The sequence below is a fragment of the Bacteroides sp. AM16-24 genome (assembly GCF_003471885.1).
GTDB lineage: Bacteria > Bacteroidota > Bacteroidia > Bacteroidales > Bacteroidaceae > Bacteroides.
The window spans coordinates 357,847-373,367 of the sequence record NZ_QRKI01000003.1 but is presented as its reverse complement, the minus strand read 5'-3'; the positions used below and the strand labels follow the sequence as shown (position 1 = coordinate 373,367).

Genomic DNA, 15,521 nt, shown 5'->3' with positions numbered 1-15,521 from the left:
TTAATTTTGATCTTCGTTATTACTTTTAGAACCAACGAACAACGTTACGTGATTTGAACGCTTACGAATTCTGTAACCTCTACCCTGCGGAGCCGGTCTCATTCTCTTGAGTGTAGCACCACCATCAACAAAAATCTTTGTTACGAATAACTCGCCACTTTCAGCTTTACGTTCGTTTTTCTGCTCCCAGTTAGCAATTGCAGAGCGCAGTAATTTCTCAACTCTGGCAGCTGCTTCTTTTGAAGAAAACTTCAAAACGCCAAGTGCTCTGTTCACTTCCATCCCGCGAATCATGTCAGCCACGAGACGCATTTTGCGAGGGGAAGTAGGAACATTCTGCAACTTTGCAAAATACATGGTCTTAAGGGCTTCTTTTCTTTTTTCAGCCGATATTTTTTTTCTTGCTCCCATTATATTTATACTTTATTATTTCAGATAAATCCTGTTATTTTTTCTTGTTACCAGCGTGTCCTCTGAAAGTACGAGTTGGAGCAAATTCGCCCAACTTATGACCTACCATATTTTCGGTAACGTATACAGGAATAAATTTATTTCCGTTATGAACTGCAACTGTATGGCCTACGAAATCAGGCGAAATCATTGAAGCTCTGGCCCAAGTCTTAACAACAACTTTCTTGCCTGATTCATTCATAGCAAGAACTTTCTTCTCAAGCTTAACGTTAATATACGGACCTTTTTTTAATGAACGACTCATAGTTTACTCAATTAATCAGATTACTTCTTTCTTCTCTCAATAATATACTTAGACGATTGTTTCTTCGGAGCTCTTGTCTTAAGTCCCTTAGCGTACAATCCCTTACGAGATCTTGGGTGTCCTCCTGAAGCACGTCCTTCACCACCACCCATCGGGTGATCAACCGGGTTCATAACAACACCACGGTTACGCGGGCGACGACCCATCCAACGAGAGCGTCCAGCTTTACCTGAACTTTCCAATCCATGATCTGAGTTACCAACACTACCGATAGTAGCTTTACAAGTGCTAAGTATTTGTCTAACTTCGCCTGAAGGTAATTTGATAACACAATATTTACCTTCTCTTGAAGTCAACTGAGCAAAATTACCAGCTGAACGAACCAAAGCTGCACCTTGACCCGGACGTAATTCAATGTTATGAATTACAGTACCAACCGGAATATTCTGAAGAGGAAGTGCATTACCGATTTCCGGAGCAGCACTCTCACCTGACATTAAAGTCGCACCTACTTGCAATCCATTGGGAGCAATTATATATCTTTTTTCTCCATCTGCATAAAACAACAAAGCGATACGAGCCGAGCGATTCGGATCATATTCAATTGTTTTAACCACTGCAGGTACACCGTCCTTATTTCTCTTGAAATCTACAATTCTAATAATCTTCTTATGACCACCACCAATATAGCGCATAGTCATCTTACCTTCGCTATTACGACCACCTGAAGATTTCTTGCCAAAAACAAGAGATTTTTCTGGTACCCGCGCAGTAATTTCCTCAAAGGTACCAATAATTTTATGTCTTTGCCCCGGTGTTGTGGGCTTAAATTTACGTACTGCCATTTCTTTTAAATATTGCTATAAAAATCAATAGTATCTCCTTCTTTCAACGTAACGATTGCTTTTTTATACGCATTCGTACGACCATTGATGATACCTGCTTTTGTATAACGGCTTTTGTTTTTACCGGCATACTTAACTGTATTTACATCAACTACCGTAACGTTATATAAGGCTTCAACTTCACTCTTAATTTCCAATTTGTTAGCATCAGGACGTACAATAAAGCCGAAACGGTTATTCGTCTTATCTGTAATTGCTGTCATTTTCTCTGTTACTAACGGTTTAATAATAATTCCCATTATTTAAGCCTCCTTTTTACATTAAGATATTGCCAATAGCCGAAAGAGCGCTTTCAGTAAACACAACAACCCCAGCATTCAACACTCTGTAAGTATTTAATCCTGAGATAGTCTGTACATTTGCACTTTCCACGTTACGAGCCGACAAATATACATTTTTATTTGCTTCTGGTAAAATCACAAGCAGCTTTTTATCAGAAACTTTAAGATTTTTTGTCATTGCAACAAAATCTTTCGTTTTCGGAGCTTCGAAATTGAAGTCTTCTACAACAACAACCGCATTATTCTGTGCTTTATATGCTAAAGCTGACTTACGAGCTAATGTCTTTACTTTTTTATTTAACTTGAAGTAGTAATCTCTCGGTTTAGGACCGAAAACACGAGCACCACCAACAAGTACTGGTGAGTTCATGTCACCACGACGTGCACCACCGCCGCCTTTTTGACGACCAATCTTGCGAGTAGAGCCACTAATCTCGCTTCTTTCTTTTGATTTATGTGTACCCTGACGCTGATTAGCCATAAATTGCTTTACGTCCAAATAGATAGCATGGTCGTTGGGCTCAATTCCGAAGATAGATTCGTTTAACGTAATCTTTCTCCCAGTGTCTTCACCTTTAATGTTATATACGTTAACTTCCATTATTTCTCAATTATTACGATTGAACCTTTGCAACCGGGAACAGACCCCTTAATCAAAAGAAGGTTGTGATCCGGAAGAACCTTTAATACCTGTAAGTTTTGAACAGTCACTCTATCACCGCCAAGTTGACCACCCATGCGCATTCCTTTAAATACTTTTGCAGGGTATGAACAAGCACCGATAGAACCCGGCTTACGAGCACGGTTGTGCTGACCGTGAGTAGTCTGACCTACGCCACCAAAACCATGTCTTTTAACTACACCTTGAAAACCCTTACCTTTAGAAGTTCCGATAACATCAACGAAAGTTGCATCATTAAACAATTCTACGGTAACAGTATCACCCAGATTTAACTCTGTTTCAAATTCTTTGAACTCAGCCAAGTGTTTCTTGGGAGTTACTCCAGCCTTCTTAAAATGCCCCATCAACGGCTTAGTTGTATGCTTTTCCTTTTTATCCTGGAAGCCCAACTGAACAGCTGCATAGCCATCTTTTTCAACACTCTTAACTTGAGTAACAACACAAGGACCTGCTTCGATAACAGTGCATGGTACATTCTTACCCTCGGCACTGAAAACGGATGTCATTCCGATTTTTTTTCCTAATAATCCTGGCATTTCACTTAAAATTTAAATACTAAACTTTGATTTCTACTTCCACACCACTCGGTAACTCCAACTTCATCAGAGCGTCTACAGTCTTAGCTGTTGAGCTATAAATGTCGATCAGTCTCTTATAAGAAGAGAGTTCAAACTGTTCACGTGACTTCTTGTTTACGAAAGTCGAACGGTTCACAGTAAAGATACGCTTATGCGTAGGGAGAGGAATCGGACCGCTAACGATGGCGCCCGTTGCCTTCACCGTTCTTACAATCTTCTCAGCTGACTTGTCAACCAAGTTGTGGTCGTAAGATTTCAATTTAATTCTAATTTTTTGACTCATTAGTTTTATTAATTATTAAAGTTATAATAAGATAAAATTCCGCAGGCTAAGAGTCATTCGCTAGCCTACGGACTTTTAAGTTTTTTAGATCAAATCAGCACGTCCTTTTACCTCTTCCAATACTGCCTTAGCAATAGAGTTGGAAAGCTGGGCGTGATGAGAATATACCATTGATGAAGTAGCACGACCGGAAGTAATAGTACGTAATGCAGTTACATAGCCAAACATTTCAGCCAACGGAACCATAGCCTTCACAATACGAGCACCCGAACGACTAGATTCCATGCCTTCTACCTGACCACGACGTTTGTTCAAGTCACCGATAACATCACCCATATTCTCTTCCGGAGTTACAACCTCCAGCTTCATAATAGGTTCCATCAGCACGGGACCCGCCTTAGCGCAAGCATTCTTATACGCCTGAATAGCACAAATCTCAAAAGACAACTGGTCAGAGTCAACCGGGTGGAATGAACCATCAAGCAGAGTCACCTTCAGTGAATCCAACGGATAGCCGGCCAAAACGCCGTTTTTCATTGCAGTAGTGAAACCTTTCTGTACAGATGGAATAAATTCCTTAGGAATATTACCACCTTTCACTTCGTCAATAAACTGCAAACCGCCTTGAGTAAAGTCTTCATCAACCGGGCCAATATTCACGATAATATCCGCAAACTTACCACGACCACCAGACTGTTTCTTATAAACTTCACGTAAGTTAACTGTCTTCGTAATAGCTTCCTTGTAATTAACCTGAGGTTTACCTTGATTACATTCTACCTTAAACTCACGTTTCAGACGGTCAATAATAATATCCAAGTGAAGCTCACCCATACCAGAAATAACCGTCTGGCCAGTCTGCTCATCAGTCTTCACAGTAAACGTCGGATCTTCTTCAGCCAATTTAGCCAAACCGTTAGACAGCTTGTCCATATCTTTCTGAGTCTTTGGTTCTACTGCAATACCAATAACCGGTTCCGGGAAATCCATAGATTCCAATACAATCGGTGCATCTTCATCACACAAGGTATCACCAGTATGAATATCTTTAAAACCAACACCTGCACCAATATCACCAGCACCAATAACCTCAACCGGGTTCTGCTTATTTGAGTGCATCTGGAACAAACGAGATACACGTTCTTTCTTACCAGAACGAGAGTTGTAAATATAAGAACCAGCTTCTATTTTACCCGAATAAACACGGAAGAAAGTCAAACGACCTACATAGGGGTCAGTTGCAATCTTAAATGCTAAAGCAGAAGTCTTTTCGTCATCACTAGGCTTACGATCTTCTTCAGCTCCTGTTTCAGGATTTGTACCAATTACATTTTCAGTATCCAATGGAGACGGCAAGAATGCACAAACATAGTCAAGCAAAGTCTGTACGCCCTTATTCTTGAATGATGAACCACACAACATCGGAACAACCGCCATCTGCACTGTAGCATTGCGAAGAGCTCTCAATACTTCTTCTTCTGTAATAGTAGAAGGATCATCGAAATATTTTTCCATCAAAGCATCGTCAAACTCCGCCACTTTTTCAAGCATTTTGTCTCTCCACTCGTTAGCCTCGTCTACCAGATTAGCAGGGATTTCTTCTACTGTATAGTCAGCACCCATTGTTTCATCATGCCAATAGATAGCTTTCATCTTAATAAGATCCACCAGACCTTTAAAAGATTCCTCAGCACCAATAGGAATAACTATCGGACACGGATTAGCTCCCAAAACAGCCTTCATCTGGCGCACAACCTCAAAGAAGTCAGCACCTGAACGGTCCATCTTATTCACATAAGCAATACGTGGCACATTATATTTATCAGCCTGGCGCCATACAGTCTCAGACTGCGGTTCAACTCCACCTACTGCACAATATGCAGCAACAGCACCATCCAAGATACGCAAAGAACGCTCTACTTCAGCAGTGAAGTCAACGTGTCCCGGAGTATCAATCAAGTTGATTTTATAAGTATCACCTGCATATTTCCAACGAGTTGTAGTAGCAGCAGAGGTGATAGTAATACCACGTTCTTGCTCCTGTGCCATCCAGTCCATTGTAGCAGCACCATCATGCACTTCTCCAATTTTGTGAGTCAAACCCGTATAGAACAGGATACGTTCAGAGGTAGTTGTTTTTCCGGCATCGATGTGAGCCATGATACCAATATTACGCGTCAAATGTAAATCTTGCTTAGCCATTTTTTTAATTCCTTTTACTTTAAGTTTTTAATCTATCGGTTATTCTTATAGTATTAGAATCTAAAATGAGCAAATGCACGGTTAGCTTCAGCCATTCTATGCATATCTTCTTTACGTTTGTAAGCACCACCTTGTTCATTATACGCATCCATGATCTCAGCAGCTAACTTATCAGCCATTGATTTACCACCACGCTTGCGAGCAAAAATAATCAAGTTCTTCATTGATACTGACTCCTTACGATCCGGACGTATTTCAGTCGGAACCTGAAATGTAGCACCACCTACACGACGAGATTTAACCTCAACTTGCGGAGTCACATTATCCAAAGCCTTTTTCCAAATTTCAAGGGCAGACTTTTCTTCGTTAGGAAGTTTTGCTTTTACTGTTTCCAAAGCGGCGTAGAAGATTTCATAAGAGGTGTTCTTCTTTCCGTCATACATCAGATGGTTTACGAATTTTGAAACCTTTTGATCATTAAACACGGGATCCGGCAGGATAACGCGTTTTTTTGGTTTTGCTTTTCTCATTTGTTTGAAAGAATAATGTTTTTCGTTTTTGGTTGTTTACTTCTTGACTTCTTCAACTCCCCCTCCGGAGAATTTACTCAACCTTTAGCATTTCCAATAAACTAAAACGTAAGTTATTACTTTTAATTTAACTGTTTACAGTGTAGGGCTATCTATTATTTTTTCTTACCCGGTGCAGCTTGCTGTCCTGGTTTCGGACGCTTAGTTCCGTATTTAGAACGTCTTTGAGTACGACCTGCAACACCTGCAGTATCCAATGTACCACGGACAATGTGATAACGTACACCCGGAAGGTCTTTAACACGACCACCACGTACTAATACAATAGAGTGCTCCTGCAAGTTGTGTCCTTCTCCCGGAATGTAAGAGTTCACCTCTTTACCATTGGTCAAACGTACACGTGCAACTTTACGCATTGCAGAATTCGGTTTTTTCGGAGTGGTTGTATACACTCTCACGCAAACGCCACGTCTTTGAGGACATGAATCAAGAGCCGGTGATTTACTTTTCTCCACCAACACCTCGCGTCCTTTTCTTACTAATTGCTGAATTGTAGGCATTTTAATTGTTTTTAATTATATATTATTATTATATTAATTTCGTAGCTATACACTTTTGGGCTGCAAAAATACGAATAATATTTGAATAATCAATGCACTACAAGTTTTTTTTTAATTTTAAGCTTCCCCTTTGACATTCGTCATAGGCGGAATTGGCTGTTCATCCAACAACCTGATAGGACCAAATGTGCGTTCATATTTACCGATATTTTCTTCCAAAGCACGCAATAGTCTCTTAGTATGTTCCGGTGCCAACACAATACGGGATTTTACACCAGCTTTAGGTATTCCCGGCATCACCCGTACAAAATCAACAATAAACTCAGAGCTGGAGTGTGTAATCACAGCTAAATTGGCATATATCCCCTGCGCAATATCTTCTTTCAGTTCAATTTGTAATTGATTATTCATTTCCTGATTTTCCATTTTCGCTTTATGTTTAGAATTTAAATATTCAAAGGTAAGAATAATATTTTATTCCAAAAACAAAAGAGGAGACATCCTTTTAAAGACATCTCCTCTTTCCTATTTAATAATCAATTGACTGTATTTATTACATCTTATTCTTCAACATCCATTGAGTTATAATCAAGAACCGTTTTCTTATTTGCAAGGATACGGTCATATTCCTCTTTGGAGCCAACAATTATCTTTTCATATTCACGCTGACCAGTACCGGCAGGTATCAAGTGACCGCAGATAACGTTCTCTTTCATACCTTCCAACTTATCAATCTTACCATTGATGGCAGCTTCGTTCAAAACCTTTGTAGTTTCCTGGAATGAAGCAGCTGACATGAAGCTTGAAGTTTGCAGAGCAGCACGAGTTATACCCTGAAGAATCTGAGTAGAAGTTGCAGGAACAGCATCACGTACTTCAACTGGTTTCAAGTCACGGCGTTTCAGCATACTGTTTTCATCACGTAATTTGCGAGCAGTAACAATCTGTCCCGGCTGCAAATTCTGAGAATCACCAGCATCAACAACGACCTTCTTACCCCAGATACGATCATTTTCTTCCATGAACTCCAACTTATCCACTACCTGTTGTTCCAGGAAGCGGGTATCGCCCGGTTCATCAATTTCAACTTTACGCATCATCTGGCGAACTATAATTTCAAAGTGCTTATCATTAATCTTCACACCCTGCAGACGATATACATCCTGTACTTCATTCACAATATATTCCTGTACAGCCGTAGGACCTTTAATAGCCAAAATATCAGCAGGAGTTGTAGCACCGTCAGACAATGGAGTTCCAGCGCGTACATAGTCGTTCTCTTGTACCAGAATCTGTTTTGACAACGGTACCAGATACTTCTTAACTTCACCAGTCTTAGAAGTTACGACTATTTCACGATTACCACGTTTAACCTTACCCATTGTAACCTCACCATCAATTTCAGAAACAACAGCAGGATTAGACGGATTACGAGCCTCAAACAACTCTGTTACACGTGGAAGACCACCCGTGATATCACCAGCCTTACCAACTGCACGAGGTATTTTCACGATAACTTCACCGGCTTTTACCTTTTGCTTGTTTTCGACAACAACGTGACCACCCACAGGGAGGTTATATGTACGAATCAAGTCACCGTCTTCTGTCATAATGTGAGCTGTCGGAACTTTCGTCTTATCCTTAGACTCAATGATGATAATTTCGCGCAGACCGGTAGACTCATCAGATTCCACCTTATAGGTGACATTCTCGATAACACCTTCAAACTCAATCCTACCTGTAGCTTCCGTTATAATAACAGCGTTGAACGGATCCCAGCGGGCAATCATCTTACCTTTTTCTACGACCTCACCATCAGCTGCATAAAGAGTAGAACCATAAGGTACATTATGAGTAGAAAGAACAATACCAGTATTCACATCCACAAAGCGTACTTCAGCCAAACGACCTACTACCACCTTTGCCGGTTCACCAGCTTCATCTACAACATCTACAGTACGAAGTTCTTCAAATTCCAAACGTGCCGGATTCTTAGCTGTGATACTTGCATTGGCTGCAATATTGGCAGCCGTACCACCGGCATGGAAAGTACGCAACGTCAACTGTGTACCCGGCTCACCGATAGACTGTGCAGCAATTACACCAACAGCCTCACCTCTCTGAACCATCTGGCTCGTTGCAAGATTACGTCCATAACATTTTGCACAAACACCCTTCTTCGATTCGCAGGTCAATACAGAACGTATTTCAACACTTTCAATCGGAGAATCCTGAATCTTCTTAGCAACTTCTTCGGTTATTTCTTCACCACCTGCAACAAGTAATTCACCCGTTGTAGGATGAACAATATCATGTACAGATACACGACCAAGGATACGCTCATACAGTGTAGCAATGATTTCATCATTGTTCTTCAAGTCTGTACAAACCAATCCACGGAGCGTACCGCAGTCTTCTTCATTAATAATCACATCATGAGATACGTCAACCAGACGACGAGTCAGATATCCGGCATCAGCCGTTTTCAACGCCGTATCCGCCAAACCTTTACGAGCACCGTGGGTAGAGATAAAATACTCCAACACCGAAAGACCTTCCTTAAAGTTTGAAAGAATCGGGTTTTCAATAATCTGACCACCCTCTGCACCTGCCTTCTGCGGTTTTGCCATCAAACCACGCATACCGGACAACTGACGAATCTGTTCTTTAGAACCACGAGCACCGGAATCCAGCATCATATATACAGCATTGAATCCTTGGTCATCACTCGAAATGGTCTTCATCAATATATTAGACAACTCTGAATTAACATGTGTCCAAATATCGATCACCTGGTTGTAACGTTCATTATTGGTAATGAAGCCCATGTTATAGTTGTTGATAACCTGCTCAACTTCATCATATCCTTTCTGCACCAATGCCTCTTTTTGTTCCGGAATGATAATATCACCCAAGTTGAATGACAAACCACCCTTAAAGGCCATTTGATAACCTAAATTCTTTATACCATCAAGGAAGTCGGCAGCTTTAGCCACACCACATACCTTAATTACATCACTAATAATATCACGAAGTGATTTCTTAGAAATAATGGTATTGATATAACCAGCTTCAGGGGGAACAATTTCGTTAACAATTACACGACCTACAGAAGTGTCATGCATCATTACGTCAACAACGTTTCCATTCTCGTCCACATCCTTCACAACAACGCTGATCGGAGCATGAATATCAACTTTACCCTCATTGTAAGCAATCAAAGCTTCTTCCGGACCATAGAATATCAAGCCTTCGCCTTTTGCACCCTTACGTAATTTAGTAATGTAGTACAAACCAAGCACCATATCCTGAGAAGGTACAGTAATAGGAGCACCATTCGCCGGGTTCAAGATATTATGAGATTGAAGCATCAACATCTGAGCCTCCAGAACAGCTTCATTACTCAACGGCAAGTGAACAGCCATCTGGTCACCGTCAAAGTCAGCATTGAAAGCCGTACATGCCAATGGGTGCAGCTGAATAGCTTTTCCTTCAATCATCTTAGGCTGAAACGCCTGAATACCCAAACGGTGCAATGTCGGTGCACGGTTCAACAGTACCGGATGACCTTTCATTACATGTTCCAGAATATCCCAGATAACAGCTTCTTTACGATCTACAATCTTCTTGGCACTCTTCACGGTCTTCACAATACCACGTTCAATCAACTTACGTATAATGAACGGTTTGTACAGTTCAGCTGCCATCAATTTAGGAATACCACATTCACCCATTCTTAATTCCGGACCAACAACGATTACCGAACGTGCAGAGTAGTCAACACGTTTACCCAACAGGTTCTGACGGAAACGACCTTGCTTACCTTTCAAACTATCAGAAAGAGATTTCAAAGGGCGGTTAGCATCCGTTTTTACTGCACTGGATTTACGTGAGTTATCGAACAAAGAATCAACAGCTTCCTGTAACATACGTTTTTCATTACGCAAAATTACTTCAGGAGCTTTGATCTCAATGAGTCTCTTCAGACGATTATTACGAATAATTACACGACGATAAAGGTCATTCAAGTCAGAAGTAGCAAAACGACCACCATCCAACGGAACCAACGGACGAAGTTCGGGTGGAATAACCGGTACAATACGTACGATCATCCATTCCGGCTTGTTACGTCCACGAGATGCACGGAATGATTCAACAACCTGAAGACGCTTCAAAGCCTCATTCTTACGTTGTTGAGAAGCGTCGTTACCAGCACGGTGACGCAATTCATAAGACAATGCATCCAAATCCAAACGGGCCAGCAAGTCATAAATGGCTTCGGCACCCATCTTAGCTATGAATTTATTAGGGTCTGAATCTTCCAGGAATTGATTGTCTTTCGGCAACTTCTCCATCAAATCCAGATATTCTTCTTCCGAGAGCAAATCATATTCAGCAATCTCACCTGACATCACACCAGCCTGGATTACCACATAACGCTCATAATAGATAATAGAATCAAGTTTCTTTGTAGGCAAACCCAACAAATAACCAATCTTATTAGGAAGCGAACGGAAATACCAGATATGAGCTACCGGCACAACCAACTGAATGTGTCCCATACGCTCACGACGTACTTTTTTCTCTGTCACTTCCACACCACAACGGTCGCAGACAATACCTTTGTAACGGATACGTTTGTACTTACCGCAATGACATTCATAATCCTTGATAGGACCAAAAATGCGCTCACAGAACAAACCGTCACGTTCAGGCTTATACGTACGATAGTTGATAGTTTCAGGCTTTAAAACTTCACCACTCGAATTCTCAAGGATTTCTTCCGGAGAAGCCAAACCAATAGAGATCTTCGAGAAATTACTCTTTATCTTGTTATCTTTTCTAAAAGCCATACTTTATTATATATAATTGAAAATTGACAATTGAATATTGAGAATTAATAGTTGAGAGCAAATAGATTATCACTCCCAACTACTAATTATAGATTTATTCCAGATTGATGCTAAGACCCAGACCTCTCAACTCATGCAACAATACATTGAGTGATTCTGGAATACCAGGTTGCGGCATCGGTTCACCCTTCACAATTGCTTCATAAGCTTTAGAACGGCCTACAACGTCATCGGATTTGATAGTCAAAATTTCCTGCAGAATGTGCGCAGCACCGAATGCTTCAAGCGCCCAAACTTCCATTTCTCCGAAACGCTGACCACCGAACTGTGCCTTACCACCCAACGGCTGTTGAGTAATCAGAGAGTACGGACCGATAGAACGCGCGTGCATCTTATCTTCAACCATGTGGCCCAACTTCAACATATAGGTAACACCAACCGTAGCATGCTGATCAAACGGCTCACCCGTACCACCATCATACAATTTTGTCTTACCATAACGTGGCAAACCAGCCTTGTCAGTCCACTCATTCAAGTCATCCAATGTAGCACCGTCAAAAATAGGAGTTGCAAACTTAACACCCAAATTCTTACCGGCACGACCTAATACAGCCTCGAATATCTGACCGATGTTCATACGAGAAGGCACACCCAACGGATTCAATACAATATCTACCGGAGTACCATCAGCGAGGAACGGCATATCTTCCTGACGGACAACACGAGAAACAATACCCTTGTTACCGTGACGACCAGCCATCTTATCACCTACACCAATCTTGCGTTTCTTAGCGATATACACTTTCGCCATCTGAATGATACCAGCAGGAAGTTCATCACCAATGGTAATAGCAAACTTCTTACGTTTCAGTTCTGCATCCAGTTCCTTATATTTCTTGATGAAGTTCATCACCAAATCACGAATCATACCGTTGATACGGTCGTCATTCGTCCAGTTACTCAACTGAATTGAAGTAAAGTCCAGATCACCGAAATCAGAAGGAGAGAATTTGGCACCTTTTGAAATAATATCAGCGCCCATATAATCTTTCACACCCTCCGATACATAATTTTCTGTCAACTTCAACAGCTTTCTGATCAAGACACCTCTTAAATCAGCAACTTTTGCATCGAATTCATCATCAATCTTCGGCAATAAAGCCTTATCTGCCAATTTGGAACTACGGCTCTTGATTACACGGGAGAACAAACGCTTGTCGATAACAACACCTTTCAAAGAAGGAGAAGCTTTCAACGAAGCATCTTTCACATCACCTGCTTTATCACCGAAAATTGCACGAAGCAATTTTTCTTCCGGTGACGGATCAGACTCACCTTTCGGTGTAATCTTACCAATCAAAATATCACCCGGTTGGATGCGAGCACCCACACGTACGATACCATTCTCGTCCAAATCTTTAGTAGCTTCTTCACTCACATTCGGAATATCGGAAGTCAATTCTTCCATACCGCGTTTCGTTTCACGAACCTCCAGTGAATATTCTTCTACATGAATTGAAGTCAATATATCTTCACGAACTACGCGTTCATTCAATACGATAGCATCCTCATAGTTATAACCCTTCCACGGCATGTAAGCTACTAACAAATTCTTACCCAAAGCCAACTCACCTTTTTCCGTAGAATAACCCTCTGTCAAAATCTGCCCCTTCGTTACACGCTGGCCAATTTCACAAATAGGACGAAGGTCAATCGTCATATTCTGGTTTGTACGACGCCATTTCGGAATACGGTATTCTTTCAAAGCCGGTTCGAAACTTACAAATTCTTCGTCTTCCGTACGATCGTACAAAATACGAATAGTAGTAGCATCCACAAAGTCTATTACACCATCACCTTCAGCAGTAATCTGCGTCCGAGAATCGCGTACCAACTGACGTTCGATACCTGTACCAACAATAGGAGCTTCACTCTTCAACAAAGGAACTGCCTGACGCATCATGTTTGACCCCATCAACGCACGGTTAGCATCATCATGTTCCAAGAAAGGAATCAAAGATGCAGCAATAGAAGCAATCTGCTGAGGAGAAACGTCCATCAATTCCACTTCATCCGGAGTTACAACCGGATAGTCAGCATCTTGGCGGGCCTTTACTTTATCACGAATGAAAGTACCATCATCATTCAAAGGAGCATTACCCTGAGCAATAATCTTGCCTTCTTCTTCTTCCGCAGTCAAATATGCCAAACCTGCATCAGAAAGGTCTACCTTACCATTTTCAACCTTACGATACGGAGTTTCAATGAAACCAAGCACATTAATCTTAGCGAACACACACAAAGAAGAGATCAAACCAATGTTCGGTCCTTCCGGTGTTTCAATCGGACAAAGACGACCATAGTGAGTATAGTGAACGTCGCGTACCTCAAATCCGGCACGCTCACGCGACAAACCACCAGGACCAAGGGCAGACATACGACGTTTATGCGTAATTTCAGCCAACGGATTCGTCTGGTCCATAAACTGGGACAAAGCATTCGTTCCGAAGAATGAGTTGATCACGGAAGAAATAGTCTTGGCATTAATTAAGTCAATCGGAGTAAACACTTCATTATCGCGCACATTCATACGCTCACGGATCGTACGTGACATACGAGCCAAACCTATTGCAAACTGGTTAGACAATTGCTCACCTACAGTACGCACACGACGGTTACTCAAGTGGTCAATATCATCCACATCAGCTTTTGAGTTAATCAACTCAATCAGATACTTGATAATCTCAATGATATCTTCCTTGGTCAGAACGCGCACGTCCATATCAGTCGTCAGGTTCAACTTCTTGTTGATTCTGTAACGGCCTACATCACCCAAGTCATATCTCTTTTCAGAGAAGAACAGATTGTTGATAACTTCACGTGCACTGGCATCATCGGCTGGGTCTGCATTACGCAACTGACGATAGATATACAGTACTGCTTCTTTTTCTGAGTTACTCGGGTCTTTCTGAAGCGTATTATATATGATAGAGTAGTCAGATTGATTCGGTTCTTCCTTGTGCACAAGAATGTTTTGAACGCCTGACTCTAAAATAATATCAACATGTTCCGGTTCGATAACTGTTTCACGGTCTATAACAACCTCATTACGCTCAATAGAAACAACTTCACCGGTATCTTCGTCTACAAAATCCTCAATCCATGTTTTCAATACACGAGCCGCTAACTTACGTCCCAGCACTCTTTTGAGATTCGTCTTATTGACTTTAATGTCTTCGGCCAAATTGAAAATTTCAAGAATATCCTTATCATTCTCAAAACCGATAGCTCTCAGCAAAGTAGTAACGGGTAACTTCTTCTTACGGTCAATGTACGCATACATGACATTGTTAATATCAGTAGCAAACTCAATCCATGAACCTTTAAACGGAATGATACGGGCAGAATAAAGTTTGGTACCATTAGCATGTACGCTCTGACCGAAGAATACGCCTGGAGAACGGTGAAGCTGAGATACAACCACACGTTCCGCACCGTTTATGACGAAAGTCGCCTTATCCGTCATATAAGGAATAGGACCAAGGAATACGTCCTGAATAACGGTATCAAAATCCTCATGATCGGGATCTGTACAGTATAATTTCAATTTTGCTTTCAAAGGCACACTATAAGTAAGCCCTCGCTCTATACAATCATCGATTGTATAACGCGGCGGATCAATATAGTAGTCCAAAAACTCAAGAACAAAATTGTTTCTTGTATCAGCAATGGGGAAGTTTTCAGCAAATACTTTATACAGTCCCTCGTTCTTACGCTTTTCGGGTGGGGTATCCAGTTGTAAAAAGTCTTTGAATGACTTCAATTGTACTTCCAAAAAATCCGGATATTCAAGTGGATTTTTAGTCGAAGCAAAATTAATTCTTTGGTTTACAGTATTTGAAGACATCTGTTAATGGATTTGTAGAACTTAA

The 15,521-nt window shown here is 41.1% G+C and carries 13 protein-coding genes; all 13 read right to left on the bottom strand.

The window, feature by feature from the left end; translation table 11 throughout:
* Positions 1-411, bottom strand: coding sequence for a 50S ribosomal protein L22 (gene rplV, locus DW182_RS05895; protein WP_004291236.1), 411 nt, complete (start codon positions 409-411; stop codon positions 1-3).
* Between the two features lie 34 nt (positions 412-445).
* On the bottom strand, positions 446-715 hold the full coding sequence (gene rpsS / locus DW182_RS05890; RefSeq protein WP_002558070.1) for a 30S ribosomal protein S19: 270 nt from the start codon (positions 713-715) through the stop codon (positions 446-448).
* A 20-nt stretch (positions 716-735) separates the two neighbouring features.
* A complete protein-coding gene (gene rplB, locus DW182_RS05885) occupies positions 736-1,560 on the bottom strand; it encodes a 50S ribosomal protein L2 (RefSeq protein ID WP_007662143.1) in 825 nt (274 codons plus the stop codon).
* A gap of 5 nt (positions 1,561-1,565) precedes the next feature.
* Positions 1,566-1,859, bottom strand: coding sequence for a 50S ribosomal protein L23 (gene rplW / locus DW182_RS05880; RefSeq protein WP_118294949.1), 294 nt, complete (start codon positions 1,857-1,859; stop codon positions 1,566-1,568).
* Positions 1,860-1,875: 16 nt separating this feature from the next.
* The gene (gene rplD, locus DW182_RS05875) at positions 1,876-2,502 is read right to left on the bottom strand and encodes a 50S ribosomal protein L4 (RefSeq protein ID WP_118223679.1); all 627 of its coding nucleotides are present in this window, start codon (positions 2,500-2,502) and stop codon (positions 1,876-1,878) included.
* A complete protein-coding gene (rplC, locus tag DW182_RS05870; protein ID WP_007662140.1) occupies positions 2,502-3,119 on the bottom strand; it encodes a 50S ribosomal protein L3 in 618 nt (205 codons plus the stop codon). The genes rplD and rplC overlap by 1 nt, the downstream gene beginning before the upstream one ends.
* 19 nt (positions 3,120-3,138) lie before the next feature.
* Positions 3,139-3,444: a 30S ribosomal protein S10 gene (rpsJ, locus tag DW182_RS05865; protein WP_002558075.1), complete on the bottom strand. Its 306-nt coding sequence runs from the start codon at positions 3,442-3,444 to the stop codon at positions 3,139-3,141.
* Positions 3,445-3,528: 84 nt separating this feature from the next.
* Complete coding sequence (gene fusA, locus DW182_RS05860) at positions 3,529-5,646, bottom strand: elongation factor G (RefSeq protein WP_117705902.1); 2,118 nt, start codon at positions 5,644-5,646, stop codon at positions 3,529-3,531.
* A 53-nt stretch (positions 5,647-5,699) separates the two neighbouring features.
* The gene (gene rpsG / locus DW182_RS05855; protein ID WP_007662138.1) at positions 5,700-6,176 is read right to left on the bottom strand and encodes a 30S ribosomal protein S7; all 477 of its coding nucleotides are present in this window, start codon (positions 6,174-6,176) and stop codon (positions 5,700-5,702) included.
* 155 nt (positions 6,177-6,331) lie between these two features.
* A complete protein-coding gene (gene rpsL, locus DW182_RS05850; protein ID WP_117705905.1) occupies positions 6,332-6,736 on the bottom strand; it encodes a 30S ribosomal protein S12 in 405 nt (134 codons plus the stop codon).
* Positions 6,737-6,853: 117 nt separating this feature from the next.
* A complete protein-coding gene (locus DW182_RS05845; protein WP_118294948.1) occupies positions 6,854-7,162 on the bottom strand; it encodes a DUF3467 domain-containing protein in 309 nt (102 codons plus the stop codon).
* 134 nt (positions 7,163-7,296) lie between these two features.
* On the bottom strand, positions 7,297-11,589 hold the full coding sequence (gene rpoC, locus DW182_RS05840) for a DNA-directed RNA polymerase subunit beta' (protein ID WP_007662133.1): 4,293 nt from the start codon (positions 11,587-11,589) through the stop codon (positions 7,297-7,299).
* A 94-nt stretch (positions 11,590-11,683) separates the two neighbouring features.
* Positions 11,684-15,496 (bottom strand): DNA-directed RNA polymerase subunit beta, encoded by a 3,813-nt coding sequence (gene rpoB / locus DW182_RS05835; RefSeq protein WP_117705910.1) that lies wholly within the window; start codon positions 15,494-15,496, stop codon positions 11,684-11,686.
* Positions 15,497-15,521: the final 25 nt, after the last annotated feature.